13 protein-coding genes are annotated in these 19,060 nt (G+C 72.0%); 10 read left to right on the top strand and 3 right to left on the bottom strand.

Annotation, left to right across the window (positions count from 1 at the left end):
* Positions 1-4 precede the first annotated feature (4 nt).
* The 7 genes from QP939_RS40575 (at position 5) to QP939_RS40545 (ending at position 9,999) form a co-directional block, all read left to right on the top strand.
* Complete coding sequence (locus QP939_RS40575) at positions 5-4,288, top strand: beta-ketoacyl synthase N-terminal-like domain-containing protein (RefSeq protein WP_285451878.1); 4,284 nt, start codon at positions 5-7, stop codon at positions 4,286-4,288.
* Positions 4,285-4,590, top strand: coding sequence for an acyl carrier protein (locus QP939_RS40570; protein WP_285451876.1), 306 nt, complete (start codon positions 4,285-4,287; stop codon positions 4,588-4,590). The genes QP939_RS40575 and QP939_RS40570 overlap by 4 nt, the downstream gene beginning before the upstream one ends.
* Positions 4,587-5,393 carry an alpha/beta fold hydrolase gene (locus tag QP939_RS40565; RefSeq protein WP_285451875.1) on the top strand — a complete coding sequence of 269 codons (807 nt, stop codon included), beginning with the start codon at positions 4,587-4,589 and terminating at the stop codon, positions 5,391-5,393. The genes QP939_RS40570 and QP939_RS40565 overlap by 4 nt, the downstream gene beginning before the upstream one ends.
* Positions 5,393-6,559, top strand: coding sequence for a glycosyltransferase (locus QP939_RS40560; RefSeq protein ID WP_285451873.1), 1,167 nt, complete (start codon positions 5,393-5,395; stop codon positions 6,557-6,559). Before QP939_RS40565 ends, QP939_RS40560 begins: the two co-directional genes overlap by 1 nt.
* A 45-nt stretch (positions 6,560-6,604) precedes the next feature.
* Positions 6,605-7,057 carry a GNAT family N-acetyltransferase gene (locus QP939_RS40555; RefSeq protein ID WP_285451871.1) on the top strand — a complete coding sequence of 151 codons (453 nt, stop codon included), beginning with the start codon at positions 6,605-6,607 and terminating at the stop codon, positions 7,055-7,057.
* Complete coding sequence (locus QP939_RS40550; protein WP_285451869.1) at positions 7,054-7,890, top strand: SDR family NAD(P)-dependent oxidoreductase; 837 nt, start codon at positions 7,054-7,056, stop codon at positions 7,888-7,890. The genes QP939_RS40555 and QP939_RS40550 overlap by 4 nt, the downstream gene beginning before the upstream one ends.
* A gap of 81 nt (positions 7,891-7,971) precedes the next feature.
* Positions 7,972-9,999, top strand: a complete 2,028-nt coding sequence (locus tag QP939_RS40545; protein ID WP_285451868.1) for an MDR family MFS transporter — start codon at positions 7,972-7,974, stop codon at positions 9,997-9,999.
* A 73-nt stretch (positions 10,000-10,072) separates the two neighbouring features.
* Here the strand turns inward: QP939_RS40545 and QP939_RS40540 are convergent, their stop codons facing one another.
* A complete protein-coding gene (locus tag QP939_RS40540) occupies positions 10,073-11,278 on the bottom strand; it encodes an IS110 family RNA-guided transposase (RefSeq protein ID WP_285459953.1) in 1,206 nt (401 codons plus the stop codon).
* A 29-nt stretch (positions 11,279-11,307) separates the two neighbouring features.
* On the bottom strand, positions 11,308-12,324 hold the full coding sequence (locus QP939_RS40535) for a PHP domain-containing protein (RefSeq protein WP_285451867.1): 1,017 nt from the start codon (positions 12,322-12,324) through the stop codon (positions 11,308-11,310).
* Between the two features lie 41 nt (positions 12,325-12,365).
* Here QP939_RS40535 and ligD point away from each other — a divergent pair, with 41 nt between their 5' ends.
* A complete protein-coding gene (gene ligD, locus QP939_RS40530; protein WP_285451866.1) occupies positions 12,366-13,316 on the top strand; it encodes a non-homologous end-joining DNA ligase in 951 nt (316 codons plus the stop codon).
* Positions 13,317-13,367: 51 nt separating this feature from the next.
* On the opposite strand, the gene QP939_RS40525 is transcribed toward ligD, so the two are convergent.
* Positions 13,368-14,564, bottom strand: coding sequence for a thiolase family protein (locus QP939_RS40525; RefSeq protein ID WP_285451864.1), 1,197 nt, complete (start codon positions 14,562-14,564; stop codon positions 13,368-13,370).
* A 131-nt stretch (positions 14,565-14,695) separates the two neighbouring features.
* On the opposite strand from QP939_RS40525, the gene QP939_RS40520 reads away from it, so the two are divergent.
* Together QP939_RS40520 and QP939_RS40515 are read left to right on the top strand one after the other, a co-directional pair.
* The gene (locus QP939_RS40520) at positions 14,696-15,136 is read left to right on the top strand and encodes a winged helix-turn-helix transcriptional regulator (protein ID WP_285451863.1); all 441 of its coding nucleotides are present in this window, start codon (positions 14,696-14,698) and stop codon (positions 15,134-15,136) included.
* A gap of 298 nt (positions 15,137-15,434) precedes the next feature.
* Positions 15,435-19,031 (top strand): discoidin domain-containing protein, encoded by a 3,597-nt coding sequence (locus QP939_RS40515; protein WP_285451862.1) that lies wholly within the window; start codon positions 15,435-15,437, stop codon positions 19,029-19,031.
* Positions 19,032-19,060 lie beyond the last annotated feature (29 nt).

Raw genomic sequence — 19,060 nt, 5'->3', positions numbered from 1 at the left:
GGCGATGCGCGTGGCGATCGTCGGCATGTCCGTGCTGCTGCCCGGCGCCCCCGACCTCGACACCTACTGGCGGAACCTCGTCGGCGGCGTCGATGCGATCACCGACGTCCCGCCGGAGAAGTGGGACAGCGCGCACTACGCGCCGGACGAACGCCGGGCCGACCGGGTCTACTGCCGGCGCGGCGGGTTCGTCGACGAACTGGCCGAAGTGGACGTCACCGGGTTCGGGATCATGCCGAACTCCGTGCCCGCCACCGAACCCGACCAGCTGATCGCGTTGCGGGTCGCCGCGCAGGCCGTCGCGGACGCCGGTGGCCCGGACCGGCTGCCCGCCGATCGGGCGAAAGTGGGCGTCGTGCTCGGCCGCGGTGGCTACCTGACGCCTGGGCTGGTGCGGCTCGACCAGCGCGTCCGGACCGCGACCCAGCTCGTGCGGACGCTGGGGGAGCTGCTGCCCGACCTCGACGAAAAGCGGCTCGAGGCCGTCCGGGAAGTCTTCACCGACCAGCTCGGCCCCGAGGCGCCGGAGTCCGCGATCGGGCTGGTGCCCAACCTCGCCGCGTCACGGCTGGCCAACCGACTCGACCTGCGCGGCCCGGCGTACACCGTGGACGCCGCCTGCGCGTCCTCCCTGATCGCCGTCGACCACGCCGTGCGCGAGCTCGCCACCGGGCGCTGCGACGTCGTGCTCGCCGGCGGCGTGCACCACTGCCACGACATCACCTTCTGGAGCGTCTTCACCCAGCTCGGCGCGCTGTCGCCGACCGAGCGGATCCGGCCCTTCCACCGCGACGCCGACGGCGTGCTGATCGGTGAAGGCACCGGCGTCGTCGTGCTCAAGCGGCTCGCCGACGCCGAACGGGACGGCGACCGCGTTTACGCCGTGATCACCGGCACCGGCGTCGCCTCCGACGGGCGGACCGCGAGCCTCGCCAACCCCGACTCCGGTGGCCAGGTCCGCGCGGTCCGCCAGGCCTGGGCGGCGGCGGGACTGGACCCGGCCGACCCCGAGTCCCTGGGCCTGCTCGAAGCGCACGGCACGGCGACCCCGGCCGGGGACGCGGCCGAACTCGCCACCCTGAAAGAGGTCTTCGGCCGCGAGGGCACCGCTGTCCTCGGCTCGGTCAAGTCGATGATCGGCCACACGATGCCCGCCGCCGGGATCGCCGGGCTGGTCAAGGCGGCACTGGCCGTGCACCACGGCGTCCTGCTGCCGACCCTGCACTGCGACGACCCGCACCCCGCGCTCGCCGAGACGCGCTTCTCCACTTTGGACGTCGCCAAGCCGTGGGACGCGCCGGTGCGCCGGGCCGGGGTCAACGCGTTCGGCTTCGGCGGCATCAACGCCCACGTCGTCTTAGAGCAGGCGCCGCACCGCGTGACGCCGGTCGTGGTCCACGAACCCGAGCGCGTGCTGCGGCTCGCGGCCAGGAGCGTCGACGAGCTGCGCGCCCTGCTCGACCGGCCCGGCACGCCCGTGACCAGCGACGGCCCGGTCCGGCTCGGGATCGTCGACCCGACCGAGAAACGGCTGGCCCTGGCTCGGAAGGCGGTCGGCCGCGGACGGCCGTGGCGGGGGCGCAACGACGTCTGGTTCACCGACCGCCCGCTGCTCGGGCCGGGTGGAGGGAAGGTGGCGTTCGTCTTCCCCGGCCTGGAGTCGGACCTGACCCTGAACTGCGGGGACGTCGCCCGCCACTTCGGGCTGCCCTGGCGGCACGCGGAAGTCGAGGTCGGCGACGTCGGACGGCAGGGCGCGGCGGTGTTCGAGCTGGGCAGGCTCCTGCACGCGGCGCTCGGGCGGATCGGCGTCACGCCGGACGCCGTCGCCGGGCACAGCCTCGGCGAATGGACGGCGATGGCCGTCGCCGGGATGCACGCGGAAGCCGAGGTCGACGCGTTCCTCGCCGGGTTCGACCCGGACGCGCTCGTCGTCCCCGGCCTCGCCTTCGCCGCGGTCGGCGCGCCCGCGAACCGCGTGCTCGACGAGCTGGCCGCGCGTGCGGACGTCGTGCTGTCCCACGACAACTCCCCGAACCAGGCCATGGTCTGCGGCCCGGCGGCGGCGGTCGAGCAACTCGTGACGAAGTTCCGGGACGCCGGAGTCGTCGCGCAGGTGCTGCCGTTCCGGTCCGGTTTCCACACCCCGATGCTGCGGCCGTACCTCGGCCCGATCCGCGACGCGGCCGCCCGCTTCACCCTGCACCCGCCGAAAACACCGATCTGGTCGGCCACCACCGTGGCGGAATACCCGGCGGCCGAAGCCGAGGTCCGCGAGCTGTTCGTGCGGCACCTGCTGGAACCGGTCCGGTTCCGGCCGCTCGTGCGAGCGATGCACGACGCCGGGTTCCGGGCGTTCGTCCAGCTCGGCGCGGGCCAGCTCGGCTCGCTGGTCGGGGACACCCTGCACGGCGAGGAACACCTCGTCGTGGCGGCGCACTCGGCTCACCGGCCCGGCCTCGCGCAGCTGCGCCGGGTCACGACCGCGTTGTGGGTCGACGGGCTCGACGTCGCCCGCCTCCCGGGCGAACGTCCGGCCGCGCCCAGGGCCGTCAAACTCGACCTCGGCGGCCGCCTGATCTCCCTGGACGACGGAGTCCGCGCGCACCTCGCGCTCCCGGCCACCCGCCGGTCCACAGTGGACGACCTGGCCGGGAAGGGGCCGCTCGCCGCGGAGCTCGCCGCCCTCCTGGCCGACACGGCCGACCTGGCGTCCACGGTGCTCGCCGCCCGCCCCGACGCGGAGCTTTCACGTGAAAGCTCCGTCCTGGGACGCGTGAAAGCTCGGCCGCCGCGGGAGCTGGACACGAGCCTGACCGTGTCGGTCGAGACAATGCCGTACCTGCTGGACCACTGCTTCTTCAAGCAGCCGCCGCAGGCCGACCCGGGCGATCGGTGGCCGGTCGTCCCCGCCACCACGGTCATCGACCACCTGATGGGCTTCGCCGAGCAGGCCGCGCCCGGCCGCCGCGCGGTCGCCGTGCACGACGTCCGGCTGACGCAGTGGATCACCGCGGTCCCGCCGGTCACCGTGCCCGTGCGGGTGCGGCCCCAGGGCGCCGACCGGGTGCTCGCGGCCCTGGTGGGCTACTCCCAGGCCGTCGTCGAACTGGCTCCCGCTTATCCTGCCGACGCGCCCGCACCCTGGCGCTTCCCGGCGTCGGAGGAACGCGTCCCAGAAACCACCGCGGCCCAGCTCTACGCCGAGCGCTGGATGTTCCACGGCCCGCGTTTCCAAGGCGTCACCGAGCTGACCGCGGTCGGCGAACGCCATGTGCGGGCCCTGCTGACGACGCCCGCCGCGCCCGGCGCGCTGCTCGACAACGTCGGCCAGGTGCTCGGGTACTGGATCATGTCCCGGCTGCCGGAACGCACCACCGTCTTCCCGGTCGCGATGCGCGAAATCCGGTTCCACGGCCCGCACCCGGCGCCGGGCGAACGCCTGGAGTGCCTGGTGAAGATCACGTCACTGACCGAAGAGTTCCTCGAGGCGGACATGCAGCTCGTCCACAACGGACAGGTCTGGGCCGAGTTCACCGGCTGGCGCGACCGCCGCTTCGACAGCACCCCGCACATCCGGCAGGCCGACCGGACGCCCGAGCGCTCGACGTTGTCCCTCGAACAGGCAGGCGGCTGGGCGCTCGTGCGCGAGGAGTGGCCGGACCTGGCCACCCGTGAGCTGATCATGCGCAACTACCTCGCCGGGGCTGAGCGGGAAGCGTACGAACGCCGTCCGCCGCGCGGGCGCCGCCAGTGGCTGCTCGGCCGGATCGCGGCGAAGGACGCCGTCCGCCAGTTCCTCTGGGCCCGCGGCGAACCCGAGATGTTCCCGGCCAGCTTCCGCATCGGCAACGACGACGCCGGTCGCCCCCACGTGACCGGGGGTTACGGCCGGGAGCTGCCGCCACTGACGATTTCCGTGGCCCACCGCGGGGAAGTCGGCGTCGCCATCGCCCGCCACGGCCCGTGCGGCATCGACGTCGAAGAGGTCGCCGCCCGCACGGAGTCCACTGTGGATGCCGCGCTCGGCGCGGGGGAGCAAGCCCTGTTCGCGAGCCTGCCCGGGGATCCGGAACGCTGGTTCGCCCGCTTCTGGACCGCGAAGGAAGCCGTCGCGAAGCTGCTCGGCACCGGCCTTCGCGGCGAGCCCCGTGACTTCGAGGTCGTCGCGGCCGCGCCGGACGAGCTGACGGTGCGGGCCGCCGGGCGCGACCACCTCGTCCGCTGCGCCGACGTCGCCCGCTACGTCGTCGCCTGGACCGAAGAGACGAAGGAGACCGCCGAATGAGCATCGAAACCACCGCCACCGGCGAGGCGGCCGTCCTCGCCCAGCTGGGCGGGATGCTGCGCGAGCTGCTCGCGGAGTACGGCCTCGACGACGTCGAGATCACCATGGACACCACCTTCCACGACGATCTCGAGCTGGAGAGTGTCGACCTGGTGGCGCTGTCCGGCCAGCTGCGCGAGCACTACGGCGACCGCGTCAACTTCGCCACCTTCATCGCCGAGCGCGACCTGGACGAGATCATCGCGCTGACCGTCGGCGAGCTCGTCCGGTACGTCGTCGCGTCGCTGCGGGCGAGCGCGTGAGCCGGATCCGGGCGGGGGAGCTGGACGTGCACGTCCAGCGGCTCGCCCCGGACGTGCCGCTGGACGGCGACGCGCCGGTCGTCGTGTGCGTCCACGGCCTGCTCACCGACAGCCTGGCCAGCTACTACTTCACCCTCGGTCCCGCCTTCGCCGAGCGCGGGCTCGACGTGCTGATGTACGACCTGCGCGGGCACGGCCGCACGACCCGGCCCGAGTCCGGGTACCAGCTGGAGCGGTTCGTCGACGACCTCGTCGCCGTCCTCGACGCCTGCGGGGTCACGCGGCCGGTGCACGTCGTCGGCAACTCGTTCGGCGCGTCGGTCGCGTTCGGCCTCGCCGCGGCCCGGCCCGACCGAGTGGCGAGCGTCGTCGTCATCGAAGGCGAGCCGCCGACGCCGGAGTGGACGCGGCACATGGCCGACGGCCTCGCCGACGCGAAGAACCGGCTGGCCGTCGACGAGGTCATCGAGTGGATCGAGGCGAACCACGGCGCGCACACCGCGCGGCTCTCGAAGGCGGCGAACAAGATCCTCCAGACCACCACGATCGCCGAGGACATCCCGCGCAGCGCGACGATCGCGCCGGACCTCTCGGCCGTCCGCTGCCCGGTGTTCGCGGTCTTCGGCGGCGACTCGGGCCTGGCCGCGCAGGTGCCGCACTTCGAGACGCACTTGGCGCGCTGCCGCTGCGTCGTGCTGCCCGGCCAGGGGCATTCGGTGCTCGTCGAGCGGACCGCCGAGGTGATCGAGCTGGTCTTCGGGTGGGTCCGCGACACCTCGCGCCCCCCGGCGCGGGCCCGCTAGTGGCCCGGTTCCTGTTCGTCGTCCCGCCGCTGGTCGGGCACGTCAACCCGGCGGCCGGGGTGGCGGCCGAGCTCACCGCGCGCGGGCACGAGGTGGCCTGGGCCGGCCACGACGAGCTGCTGTGGCACCTGGTCGGCCCGGACGCGCTCGTGTTCGCCTGCGCCGTGCCCCCGGCGCCCGAGCGGCCGGCCGGGCTCAAGGGACCCGCCGCGCTGCGGTTCCTCTGGCAGGACTTCCTCGTCCCGCTCGCCGACGCGATGGCGCCGGGCGTGGGCGCGGCCCTCGACGCGTTCGAGCCGCACGTCGTCGTCGCGGACCAGCAGGCACTCGCCGGTGGGCTGCTCGCCGAAGCCCGCGGGCTGCCGTGGGTGACGTCGGCGACGACGTCGGCCGAGCTGGCCGACCCCCTCGCCGGGATGCCGAAGGTCGCCGACTGGGTCACCGGGCTGCTCGCCGACCTGCGCGGCCGGATCGCCGGTGGCCGCGGAAGCGCCGACCCGCGGTTCTCCCCGCACGGCGTCCTGGCGTTCACGACGCGCGAGCTGCTCGGCGCGGTCACGCTGCCCCCGCGCGTCCGGCTCATCGGACCGGCGCTGGGGTCGCGTCCGTCCACAACGGACTTCCCGTGGGAGTGGCTCGACCCGCTCCGGCCGACCGTGCTCGTGTCGCTCGGCACGGCGAACACCGAAGCGGGCGCGGGATTCCTGACGGCCGCGGCGGCGGCGTTCGCCGGGACGAGCACGCGAGCGGTCGTCGTGGATCCGGGCGGCGTGCTCGACGCGGTCCCGCCGAACGTCCTGGTGTGCCCGCGCGTTCCGCAGCTGCCGCTGCTGTCCCGAGTGGACGCGGTGCTGTGCCACGCGGGCCACAACACCGTCTGCGAGGCGCTGTGGCACGGGCTGCCGCTGGTGGTCGCGCCGATCCGCGACGACCAGCCGATCGTCGCCGCGCAGGTCGTCGCGGCGGGGGCGGGCGTCCGGCTGCGGTTCGGCCGGGCGGACGCCGACCGGATCGCGGCGACGGTCGAGGAGGTGCTGACCGAGCCGTCGTACCGGCGGGCCGCCGAGACCGTGGCGGCGTCGTTCCACGCGGCGGGCGGCGGCGCGGCGGCCGCCGGGCACCTGGAGCAGCTCGCGCTGGAGAGCCTGGCGCACCTGGGGCCGTGAAAGTCGAAATTTACACCGAAAAATGAGCCCGATACCGTGCTGGGCATGACTGTTTCGGTGTGCTCGGCCGAAGACCTGCCCGCCTTGGTGGCCTCCGCGGCCGCCCTGTTCGCCGAGGACGGCGGACGGCACGACCCCTTCATGGACACCAGCTGGCCCGACCGCGAAGGCCCGGGCTACTACGCGGGTCTCATCGCGGACCCGGACTGCCTGTGCCTGCTCGCCCGCGACGGCGGGGGACACCTGGTCGGCAAGTTGAGCCGGCCCGACCCGCTGCGGCCCGGCGTCGTGCGCGCGGTGCTCGAGAGCATCCGCGTCGCGCCGGAACGCCGTCGCGAGGGCGTGGGTGGTGCGCTGGTCGACGCCTTCCTGGCCTGGGCGCGGGAACGCGGGGCGAACGAGGTGAGCGTGACGGCCTTCGCGGGCAACGAACCGGCGCTCGCGTTCTACGACTCCCACGGCTTCCGGCCGTTCCTCGTCACCTTGACGCGCGCGTGAGCCTCCTGGACGGCCGGGCCGTCGTCATCACCGGAGCCGGGCGGGGCCTGGGACGGGCCTTCGCGCAGCACGCGGCCGGGGCGGGCGCGGCGGTCGTCGTCAACGACGTCGACGCCGAACCGGCCGAGGAAACCGTCGCCGCGATCGAAGGGGACGGCGGCACGGCGGTCGTGAGCGTCGGCTCGGTCGCCGACGCCGGTTACGCGCGGAGCCTGATCACCCTGTGCGGCAAGCGGTTCGGGAAGCTGGACGGCCTCGTGAACAACGCGGCGATCGGCTACCACGCGCCGCCGTGGGAGGACGACGACGCCGAGCGCACGCGGGCACTCGTCGAGACCAACGTGCTCGGCCCGCACTTCTGCGGCACGGCCGCCGCGAAGGTGATGTGCGGCCAGGGGAGCGGCGTCATCGTCAACGTGACGTCGGGGTCGATGATCGGCCAGCGCGGGGCGGCCGCGTATTCGGCGTCGAAGGGCGCGGTGGCCTCGATGACGTACTCGTGGGCGGCCGACCTGGCCCGGTTCGGCGTGCGCGTCAACGCGGTCAGCCCGATCGCGTGGACCCGGCTGATGGCCGCCGACCCCAAGGGGAACCCCGACGCGGACCCGCCCGAGCGGGTCGCGCCGCTGGTGACCTACCTCCTCAGCGACCTTTCCGCGCACGTCACCGGGCAGGTACTGCGGCTCGCCGACGGGCACCTGCACGCGATCCGCCAGCCCGCGATCATCCGCCCGGTGCTGCACCAGGAGGTCTGGACGCCCGAGGAGATCGCCGCGGCCGTCGACGGCGACCTGGTCCTCGAGTCCCCGCCGCACGACCGCTGGACGCTCTGACCGGCCCGGACCACCGGAACGGGTGGCTATCCACAGTGGACGGCGCGCACTAGCCTCGGAGGCCGAGCGAGGAGGGTGCGGATGACGGCCACCGCGGAGGTCGCCCAGGAGCCGGCACCCGCGGCGCTGAGCCGCGGCCGGGTCAACGCGGTGTTCGGTGCCGTGCTGCTCGGGATGCTGCTCGCCGCGCTGGACCAGACCATCGTCGGCACCGCGCTGCCCACCATCGTCGGCGACCTCGGCGGTGCCGGCCACCTCTCCTGGGTCGTCACGTCCTATCTGCTGGCCGAGACGATCATGACGGTCGTCGTCGGCAAGCTCGGTGACCTCTTCGGCCGCAAGCTGATGTTCCAGCTGTCGGTGATCGTGTTCGGCGTCGGCTCGTTCTGCGCCGGGTTCGCCGACAGCATGGTGTGGCTGATCGTCTGGCGCGCGGTGCAGGGCCTCGGCGGCGGCGGGCTGATGGTGACCTCGACCGCGTTGATCGCCGACGTCGTCCCGCTGCGCGAACGCGGCAAGTACCAGGGCGTGCTCGGCTCGGTGTTCGGCGTCGTGACCGTGGCGGGCCCGATGCTGGGCGGGTTCTTCGTCGACCACCTGTCGTGGCGGTGGGCGTTCTACGTCAACATCCCGCTGGTCGTCGTGGTGCTGGTGGTGGCGTCGTCGGCGATGCCGAACGCGCGCGCGGTCGTCAAGCCGGTCATCGACTACCTCGGCATCCTGCTCATCGGCCTCGCCGCGACGGGGCTGACGCTGGTCACGAGCTGGGGCGGCACGCAGTACGCGTGGGGATCACCGGTGATCATCGGGATGGCGATCGGCTCGGTGGTGCTGCTGGCGGCGTTCGTGCTCGTGGAGTCGCGAGCGAAGGAACCGATGCTGCCGATGCGGCTGTTCCGGAACCCGGTGTTCACCGTCGGCGGGATCATGAGCTTCGTCGTCGGCTTCGCGATGCTCGGGGCGCTGTCGTACCTGCCGACGTACATGCAGTACGTGCAGGGCACGTCGGCGACGACGTCCGGGGTGCGGCTGCTGCCGATGGTGCTGGCGCTGCTCGTCGCGTCGATCGCCGCGGGCAACGCGGTGAGCCGCACCGGGCGGTACAAGATCTTCCCGCTGGTCGGGGCGGCGGGCATGACGATCGGGCTGTACCTGCTGTCGCGGCTGGACACCGACACGGGGTTCTGGGAGGCGTCGGCGTACATGGCGGTGCTCGGCCTCGGCATCGGGCTCGGCATGCAGGTGCTGACCATCGCCGTGCAGAACACGGTCGACTACGCCGACCTGGGCGTCGCGACGTCGGGTGTGACGTTCCTGAGGTCGATCGGCAGTTCGTTCGGCGCGGCGATCTTCGGGACGGTGTACGCGAACCAGCTGACGCCGAAGCTGGCGGCGCTGCCGGTGCCGCCGGGCGTCGACCCGCGTGCACTGCAGGTGCCGACGGCGTTGCACGCGCTGCCGGAGTCGGTATCGGCGCCGGTGATCAAGGTGTACAGCGACTCGCTGCACGTGGTGTTCCTCGCGGCGGCACCGGTCGGGCTGCTGGCGTTCGCGCTGGCGTTCTTCTTGAAGGAGGTCCCGCTGCGCGACACGGCCCGCGCGGCGGCCCCGGACCTCGGCGACGGGTTCGCGATGCCGGAGGCCCGCACGGACGACCGCGAGCTGGAGCGCGCGGTGGCGACGCTGTTCTTCCGCGAGCGCCGCAAGGTGGCCCCGGCGATCGTCGCGCGCGCCGGATCCGACCTCGACGAGGGCGGGATCTGGTGCCTGCTGCAGGTCCACCTGCGTGAGCGCCGCGGCGAACCGGCGACGCTCAAGGCGATCGGCGCGCACTTCGGCGTGCCCGCACCGGTGCTGGAACCGGCGTTCAACCGGCTGGAGCTGACGGGGTACCTGCGGTACACGGGCGGGCGGTGGGAGCTGACGCCATCGGGGCACGAGGAGTTCGCCAAGGTGGTGCGAGCCTGGCACGACTGGCTGGCGGAGCGCTTGGGTGACTGGGGAACGGGAAGCCGAGCGGAACTGGACGCGGCGATCGGCCGGGTCGCGGCCCGGCTGCTCGACCAGAGCGCGGAGTCCCGGGCCTACGGGCGGCACGCGCTGGCCTGAGGACCGGAGCTTTCACGTGAAAGCTCGGGGTTCAGCGGCGCCAGAAGTCGTGGGGGGTGTCCCTATGTGGTTGTCAAGCCGCGGCGGGGGCCGGAGCGGGTTCGGGGTGTCGGTAGTGGGTGCCGTTGCGCAGCATGGCGTAGAGGACGTCGCAGCGGCGGCGGGCCAGGCAGATCAGCGCAGCGTTGTGTTTCTTGCCCTCGGCCCGCTTCCGGTCGTAGTAGGCCCTGCTGGTCGGGTCAGACAACGCGGCGAAGGCGGCGAGGAAGAACGCGCGTTTGAGCTGGCGGTTGCCCGTCCGAGCGGGATGTTCGCCCTTGATGCTGGTGCCGGAGCTGCGGGTGACCGGGGCGATGCCCGCGTAGGCCGCCAGATGCCCCGAGCTGGCAAAGTTCGAGGCGTCGCCGACCTCGAGCAGGATGCGGGCTGCGGTCCTGACCCCGACGCCGGGCATCGAAGTCAGGACCCCGGCAAGAGGGTGCGCATCAAGTATCCCCTCAACCTGCTCAGCGACCTGTTTCCGTTGCAGGAGAACCGTTTTGAGGCTGTCGGACAGCCGCGGCAGGACCGTGTCCGCGGCGGCGGTGCCCGGGACGGTGACGGTCTGCTCGCCCAGCGCGGTCATGATCGCCTCGACCAGCTTGCCGCCGAGGCGGGGCGCGTGGACTTTGGCGATGGCGGTGAGTTTGCGGCGGCCGGCCTTGGCGATGCCGGCCGGGCCGCCGCAGCGGGAGAGGATCTCCAGCACCGCTGGGTGGCTGATCCGCGGGCCGATGGCGTGTTCGAGAGCGGGGTGGATGCCGGTGAGCAGCCCACGGATCCGGTTGCTGATCCGGGTGGCTTCGCCGGCCAGGTCGTCGTCGAACCCGACCAGCACCTCCAGCTCCGCCAACGCCTCGTCATCGACATCGACCGGGCGCAGGGTGTGCGGCAGGGAGCGGGCGGCATCGGCGATGACGAACGCGTCCCGGGCATCGGTCTTCGCGCGACCCGGATAGAGGTCGGCGATGCGGCGCATGGCCAGGCCAGGCAAATACGCCACCTGGTGTCCTGCGGCGCGGGCGACCGCGACCGGCAACGCCCCGATCGTGGCGGGCTGATCGACCACGACCAGCAGCGGTCCGTGCGCGGCGAGCTTGTCGAACAGGGCCTTCAGTTTGGGTTCGGTGTTGGGCAGCGGGCCGTCATGCAACCGCTTGCCGTCCGGGGCGAGGCCGACCGCATGATGGGCTTCCTTGCCGACGTCCAAGCCGAGGAACACCCCGAAGCTGCTGCTCATCCACCAGCCGTTCGTTCGTCGCGTCGTGGTCACCGGGTTGGGCATCGATGGCCGGCACCCACGTTACGACGAGACCTACCTGGTGGTGGCCGTGTCCCTATCAGCGGTCCCTCGATGCCACCAGGCCCGGTGACACCACCCCCCGGATCATGCCTTCGACTGGGGGCGCAAGTCATGCCGGGCCTGGTGACCACAACTCCCTGGTCGGGAGCCACGAAAAAGGTAACGGGGGTGCGGCCCGGGCGGAAGCCGGACGCCTCGACCATCGCCGCCGCCTCGGGGAATCCGTGGCCGACCAAGCCCGGCTCGTGGGCGTCGCTGCCGAACGCCACCGCGTCGCCGCCCTCCTCGAACCACCACCGCACCACTTCGCCCGGCAGTGGCACCTTCGTGTTGACCTCCAGCGCCCGGCCGCTCGCCGCGAGGGCTCGCAACACCGTGCGGAACTCCTCCTCGTAGTCCGCCGCCACGAACGGCGGTCCCTCGGCGGGCCACGAGCGTAACGCGTAGTCGAGGTGGGCGAGCACCGCGAAGTCCGCTGTCGACTCGACAAGACCCAGGACTTCCTCGAGGTAGGCGCGGAGGATCTCGCCGGGCGGGCGGCCCGAGATGACGGTCAGCTCGTGGTGGTGCCCGCCGTCGCCGGGCAGGGAGTGCACCGAACCCAGCACCCGGTCGAACTCGTGCGCCGCGAGCAGGGCGTCCGCGCGCGGGCGGTGCCAGTGCGGCTCGCTCAGCTCCACCCCGGACAGGATCCGCAACGACGGGAACCGCTCGCGGCACTCCTCGACGCACGCCAGGTAGCCCGCGACGTCGAGGTCCGGCGGCTCCAGGACGCCGTCGGGGCGCAGGCGCACCCGGAAGTGGTCCGGGAGCAGCGGCCGGATCGGCTCCGGGATCAGCCACGGCGTCAGGTCCGCGTGCTCGGTGAACGCCACCGACGGCAGCCCCAGCTCGAGGGCCCGCTCGCACGACCCGATCATCGACCCGGTGACCGTGTCCCAGGACCATTCGGTGTGGACGTGACCGTCCGGCGGCAGCACCATGAACGTCACGGTAGCGGTGGTTTTGGGCTACGGTCGGGCCCATGGCGCAGAAGTCTCCGTCGGTCGAGCTGGAGGTCGGGCCGCACACCGTGCGGATCTCCAACCCGGACCGGGTCTACTTCCCGGCCCGCGGCGAGACGAAGCTCGACCTGGTCAACTACTACCTCTCCGTCGGCGACGGCATCGTCAACGCCCTGCGCGAGCGGCCCTGCATGCTGCACCGCTTCCCCTCCGGAGTCGCGGGGGAGAAGGTCCACCAGAAGCGCGTCCCGAACGGCGCGCCGCCGTGGCTGGAGACCGTGCGCGTCGACTTCCCCCGCTACGGGCGGCATGCCTACGAGCTGTGCGTGACGGACCTGGCGCACGTCGTGTGGGCCGTGCAGATGTCCACTGTGGAGTTCCACCCGTGGAACTCCCGGCGCGCGGACACCGAGAAGCCCGACGAGTGGCGCATCGACCTCGACCCGATGCCGGAGTGCGGTTTCGACCGCGTCCGCCGGGTCGCGCACGTAGCGCACGAGATCCTCGACGAGCTCGGCGCCGTCGGCTGGCCGAAGACGTCCGGCGGCCGCGGCCTGCACATCTACGTCCGGATCGAACCGCGCTGGGGGTTCCAGGACGTCCGGCGCGCCGCGCTGGCCTTCGCGCACGAAGTCGAGCGACGCGCACCCGACGACGTCACGACCACCTGGTGGCGCAAGGACCGCGACCCGAAGATGCTCTTCGTCGACTACAACCAGAACGCCCGCGACCACACGATCGCCAGCGCCTACTCCGTCCGCGGCAACCCGGAGGGCACCGTGTCGGCACCGATCCGCTGGGACGAGATCGACGACGTCGAGCCGGGCGACTTCACGATCGCGACCATGCCCGCCCGCTTCGCCGAGCTCGGCGACCTGCACGCGGGCATCGACGACGCGGTCTTCTCCCTGGACCCGCTGCTGGAGTGGGCCGACCGCGACGGCGTCGAGGAACCACCCGAGCCGGACTGACGTCGTGAGTGTTTAGGGCGGTTCTAACCGCCCTAAACACTCACGACGCGGTCAGTCGAGGCGCTCGATGATCGTCGCGTTGGCGAGGCCGCCCGCCTCGCACATCGTCTGCAGGCCGTAGCGGCCGCCCGTCTGCTCCAGCACCGACAGCAGCGTCGTCATCAGCCGGGCGCCGCTGCCGCCCAGCGGGTGGCCGATCGCGATCGCGCCGCCGTTGACGTTCACCTTCGCCAGGTCCGCGCCGATCTCGGCCTGCCAGGCCAGCACCACGCTGGCGAACGCCTCGTTGACCTCGAACGCGTCGATGTCGGCCACCGAAAGACCCGCTCGTGCCAGGACCTTGCGCGTCGCCGGGATGATGCCGGTCAGCATGTACAGGGGGTCGTCGCCGGCGACGGCGAAACTGTGGATCCGGGCCCGCGGCCGCAGGCCGAGCGCCTTCGCCGTCTCGGCGCTGGTGATCATCAGCGCGGCCGCGCCGTCGTTGATCGGGGACGAGTTGCCCGCCGTGACGTGCCAGCCGAGATCCGGGAACCGCTGCTCCCAGACGTCGGCGCGGAACGCGGGCTTCAGCCCGGCGAGGATCTCCGGCGTGGTGCCCGGCCGCACGGTCTCGTCGGTCGTGACGTCGACCAGCGCGCCGTCGGGTCCCGGTGCCTTCAGCGGCGCGACCTCGCCGGCGAACTTCCCGTCCGCCCACGCCTTCGCGGCCCGCTGGTGGCTCTCGGCGGAGTACTCGTCCAGCTGAGCCCGGCTGAAGCCCCACTTGGCGGCGATCAGCTCGGCGCTGATGCCCTGCGGCACCAGGCCGTCCGGGTAGCGCGCGGCGACCTGCGTCCCGAACGGGTCGCGCCCGGCCACCTGGCTGCCCATCGGCACCCGGCTCATCGACTCGACGCCGGAGGCGATCACGACGTCGTACGCGCCGGCGATGACGCCCTGCGCGGCGAAGTGGACAGCCTGCTGGCTGCTGCCGCACTGGCGGTCGACCGTCACCGCGGGCACCGACTCCGGCAGCCCGGCGGCGAGCGCGGCCCAGCGGGCGGTGTTCATGCTCTGCTCGCCGATCTGGCCGACCGCGCCGCTGATCACGTCGTCGATCCGGGCCGGGTCGACGCCGGTGCGCTCGACGAGCGAGCGCAAGGCGTGTGCGTGCAGGTCGACCGGGTGCACCCCGGCCAGGCGGCCGTTCGGCTTGCCCTTGCCGATGGGGGTCCGTACCGCGTCGACGATCACCGCGTCCGTCATGGCGTCTGCCTCCTTGCAGATCGGGGATACCCTCGGTATACGCCGTGTGAGTTGGATTCCACAACTCACCTGTTCGGCACGTCACACGCGGTTGACGTGCTAGGTTGGATTTTCAACCCCGTGGAGGTGGCATGGTCCGGCGTGGTCGCGAGTGCTCGGTCGCCGAGGCCCTCGAGGTCGTCGGCGAGCGGTGGAGCCTGCTGGCCCTGCGCGAGATCATGCTGGGGGAGCGGCGGTTCAACCAGATCGCCGAGAACACCGGCGCCAGCCGCGACATCCTGGCCGCGCGGCTGCGCAAGCTCGTCGACGCGGGTGTGCTCGAGAAGGTCCAGTACGAGGCCCACCCGCCGCGCCACGAGTACTACCCGACCGAGGCCGGCCGCGCGCTGCAGCCGATCCTGCTCGGCCTGATGGCCTGGGGTGACCAGTACGTCCACCAGGGCGAACCGCCCACGCTGTGGCGTCACGCCTGCGGCGAGGAGCTGCACCCGGTGACTGTCTGCGCCCACTGCGGCGAACCGGCGAACGCGCCGGGCACCCACGCGATCCGCCTGGGCGCCGTTCACTCCTGACACTGCCGTCCGTCAAGGGCACTCTCCTGGGCGTTACGTCCAAGAGGGTGCCCTTCCTGGCATTGGGCGTTGACTTGTGGCCGCCGTCACTGTAAGTCTTGAACGAATCAGTGCAAGAACCTGACAAGACCGCGAGAAATTGCGGCACGAGTCAGGAAGATTCCGCCCGACCCTCAACGAAGAGGTCTTCATGACGTGCTGCCCGCGCGCGCCCCCCGTACCGCGCCCCGCGTGTCCCCGGTCCCTGGTTTCCGCCGTCCCGAGTCGTCTCCCCTCCTCCCCGGATCAGAGGAACCCCATGAGAACGAAGCGACTTCTGTCGCGCGCGGCGCTCTACGCCGCCCTGTCCCTGCTCCTGGCCGTGCCCGCGGTCGCGGCGAGCGGTGTCCCGGCCGCCGTCCCCGCCGCCGCCGAAGCCGTCCAGCCCGCCGCCCAGGCCGCCGTCGCGACCTACACCGCCAGCAGCCAGCTCGCCGGCTACCCCGTCTCGAACGTCGGCGACGGCAACCAGGCCACCTACTGGGAAAGCACGAACAACCAGTTCCCGCAGTGGATCCAGGCCGACCTCGGGACGGCCACGAACATCGCGCAGCTCGTGCTCAAGCTGCCCGCGAACTGGGAGGCCCGCACCCAGACGTTCTCCGTGCAGGGCAGCACGAACGGCACCGGCTTCAGCGACCTGGTCCCGTCGGCGGGCTACCGCTTCGATCCGGCGACGGCCAACACGGTCACCGTGAACCTCACCGCGAACACCCGCTACGTGCGGCTAACCATCTCGGCCAACACCGGCTGGCCCGCCGCGCAGCTGTCGGAGTTCGAGGTGCACGGCCCGGCCGGCGGTGACACGCAGCCGCCGTCCGCGCCCGGGAACCTCGCCTACACCCAGCCCGCGAGCGGCCAGATCCGGCTGACCTGGTCGGCCTCGACCGACAACACCGGCGTCACCGGCTACGACGTCTATGCCAACAACCAGCTGCGGGGCAGCGTCGGCGGCACCGTCCTGACCTACACCGACAGCCAGCCCGACGGCGCGAGCGTGTCGTACTTCGTGCGTGCGAAGGACGCCGCGGGCAACCAGTCGGCGAACAGCAACACCGTGACGCGCCCCGGCACCCAGGCCGGGACGAACCTCGCGCTGGGCAAGCCGATCACGGCGTCGTCGACGGAGTTCTCCTTCGTCGCGGCCAACGCGAACGACAACTCCCTGACCACGTACTGGGAAGGCGGCGGCGGGACGTACCCGAACCTGCTGACCGTCGCGCTCGGCTCGAACGCCGACCTCAACCAGGTGGTGGTCAAGCTCAACCCGGACCCGATCTGGGGCCCGCGGACGCAGACGATCGCCGTCGAGGGCCGGGACCAGGCCGGGACCGCGTTCACGACGCTGGCCGCCGCGCAGACCTACACCTTCGACCCCGCGACCGGCAACACCGTGACCATCCCGCTCACCGGCCGGGCCGCCGACGTCCGGCTGCGGGTCACCGCCAACTCCGGCGCGGGCGGCGGGCAGGCCGCGGAGTTCCAGGTCTTCGGCGTGCCCGCGCCGAACCCGGACCTGACGGTCTCGGGCGTGTCCTGGTCGCCGCAGAACCCGGTGGAGACCGACGCGATCACCGCCTCGGCGACGATCCGCAACGCCGGGACCGCGGCTTCGGGCGCGACGAGCGTCAACCTCTACCTGGGCACGACGAAGGTCGGAACGGCGAACGTCGGCGCGCTCGCCGCCGGGGCGTCGACGACCGTGTCGGCGAACATCGGCACCCGCGAGGCGGGCAGCTACCAGCTGACCGCGAAGGTCGACGAGGCCAACGCCGTCATCGAGCAGAACGAGGCCAACAACGCCTACACCGCCGCGACCGCGCTGGTCGTCAGCCCGGTGCAGAGCTCCGACCTCGTCGCGGCGACGGCGTGGTCACCGGGCAACCCGTCCGCGGGCAACGCGGTCACGTTCACCACGACCCTGCGCAACCAGGGCACCGTGGCGAGCGCGGGCGGCGCCCACGGCGTCACGGTGACGATCACCGACCAGAACGGCACCGTCGTCAAGACGTTGAGCGGCAGCTACTCCGGCGCGATCGCCGCGGGGGCCACCGCGACGCCGGTGACCGTCGGCACCTGGACCGCCGCGAACGGCCGGTTCACGGTCAAGACGGTCGTCGACAACGACGCCAACGAGCTGCCGGTGAAGCAGGGCAACAACACCAGCACCCAGGCCCTGTTCGTCGGCCGGGGCGCGAACATGCCCTACGACATGTACGAGGCCGAGGACGGCGTGCTCGCCGGCGGCGCGGCCGTCGTCGGGCCGAACCGCACCATCGGCGACCTCGCGGGCGAGGCGTCGGGCCGCAAGGCCGTCACGCTGAACTCGACCGGCTCGTCGGTGGAGTTCACCACCCGCGCGTCGACGAACACCCTGGTCACCCGGTTCTCCATCCCGGACTCCGCGGGCGGCGGCGGGATCAACGCCACGCTGAACGTCTACGTCGACGGCACGTTCCTCAAGGCCATCGACCTGACATCGCACTACGCGTGGCTCTACGGCGCCGAAACCGGCCCGGGCAACTCGCCGGGCGCCGGGCCTCGCCACATCTACGACGAGGCGAGCATGCTGCTCGGCACGACCGTGCCCGCCGGGCACAAGATCAAGCTGCAGAAGGACGCGGCCAACAGCACGAACTACGCGATCGACTTCGTGAACTTCGAGCAGGCCACCGCGGTCGCGAACCCCGACCCGGCGCACTTCGCGGTGCCCGCCGGGTTCACGCAGCAGGACGTGCAGGCGGCGCTGGACAAGGTCCGGCAGGACACCACCCTCACCGGGGTGTACCTGCCCGCCGGGACCTACTCGCTGTCGAGCAAGCTGAACGTCTACGGCAAGGCCGTCACGGTCACCGGTGCCGGGCCGTGGTTCACGAAGTTCTCCGCGCCTTCGGGCCAGGAGAACAGCGACATCGGCATCGACGTGCAGTCGAGCGCGAACGGCTCGACGTTCAGCGGGTTCGCCGTCTTCGGGAACTACACCTCCCGGATCGACGGGCCCGGCAAGGTGTTCAACCTGACGAACGTCGCGAACCTGACGATCGACAACATCTGGGTCGAGCACCAGGTGGTCATGGTCTGGGGCACGAACGTGGACAACACCACGATCAAGAACTCCCGGATCCGCGACACCTTCGCCGACGGCGTCAACCTCACGAACGGGAGCACCGGCAACCACGTCGTCAACATCGAAGCCCGGTCCACCGGTGACGACAGCTTCGCGCTGTTCGCCGCCACGGACATCAACCAGGGCAACCAGTACGACAACGTGTTCGAGAACCTGACCGCGCTCACCCCGTGGCGCGCGGCCGGGCTGGCGGTCTACGGCGGGTACAACAACACCTTCCGGAACCTCTACATCGCGGACACGCTGACGTACTCGGCGATCACGATCAGCTCGCTCGACTTCGGCTACCCGTTCCTCGGGTTCGGGCCGCAGCCGACGACGGTCCAGAACGCCTCGCTCGTCCGGGACGGCGGCCACTTCTGGGGCCAGCAGACGTTCCCGGCGATCTGGTTGTTCTCCGCGTCCAAGGAGTTCCGCGGCATCCGGGTGTCCGATGTGGACATCCAGAGCCCGACCTACAGCGGCATCATGTTCCAGACCAAGTACAACGGCACCACGCCGGAGCACCCGGTCGAGGACACCGTGCTGACGAACGTGTCGATCACCGGCGCGCACCGCAGCGGGGACGCCTTCGACGCCAAGTCCGGGATCGGGATCTGGGCCAACGAGCTGCCGGAACCGGGTCAGGGCCCGGCCGTCGGCTCGGCGACCTTCACCGGGCTCACGCTGAGCGACAACGACGAGGACATCCGCAACAAGACGACCACGTTCACCATCAACCGCAACTGATAAGACGGTGTGCTGCCCGCCGGGAAGCC

The sequence above is a fragment of the Amycolatopsis nalaikhensis genome, assembly GCF_030264295.1.
Lineage (GTDB): Bacteria > Actinomycetota > Actinomycetes > Mycobacteriales > Pseudonocardiaceae > Amycolatopsis > Amycolatopsis nalaikhensis.
Note: the sequence above shows the minus strand (reverse complement) of the source record. Positions and strands in the feature narration are given on the sequence as shown.

Bases quoted from the DNA above. Each gene is read 5' to 3' on its own strand.
- QP939_RS40575 (WP_285451878.1), top strand. From the start codon at position 5: ATGCGCGTGGCGATCGTCGGCATGTCCGTGCTGCTGCCCGGCGCCCCC.
- QP939_RS40570 (WP_285451876.1), top strand. From the start codon at position 4,285: ATGAGCATCGAAACCACCGCCACCGGCGAGGCGGCCGTCCTCGCCCAG.
- QP939_RS40555 (WP_285451871.1), top strand. From the start codon at position 6,605: ATGACTGTTTCGGTGTGCTCGGCCGAAGACCTGCCCGCCTTGGTGGCC.
- QP939_RS40545 (WP_285451868.1), top strand. From the start codon at position 7,972: ATGACGGCCACCGCGGAGGTCGCCCAGGAGCCGGCACCCGCGGCGCTG.
- QP939_RS40540 (WP_285459953.1), bottom strand. From the start codon at position 11,278: ATGAGCAGCAGCTTCGGGGTGTTCCTCGGCTTGGACGTCGGCAAGGAA.
- QP939_RS40535 (WP_285451867.1), bottom strand. From the start codon at position 12,324: ATGGTGCTGCCGCCGGACGGTCACGTCCACACCGAATGGTCCTGGGAC.
- ligD (WP_285451866.1), top strand. From the start codon at position 12,366: ATGGCGCAGAAGTCTCCGTCGGTCGAGCTGGAGGTCGGGCCGCACACC.
- QP939_RS40525 (WP_285451864.1), bottom strand. From the start codon at position 14,564: ATGACGGACGCGGTGATCGTCGACGCGGTACGGACCCCCATCGGCAAG.
- QP939_RS40520 (WP_285451863.1), top strand. From the start codon at position 14,696: ATGGTCCGGCGTGGTCGCGAGTGCTCGGTCGCCGAGGCCCTCGAGGTC.
- QP939_RS40515 (WP_285451862.1), top strand. From the start codon at position 15,435: ATGAGAACGAAGCGACTTCTGTCGCGCGCGGCGCTCTACGCCGCCCTG.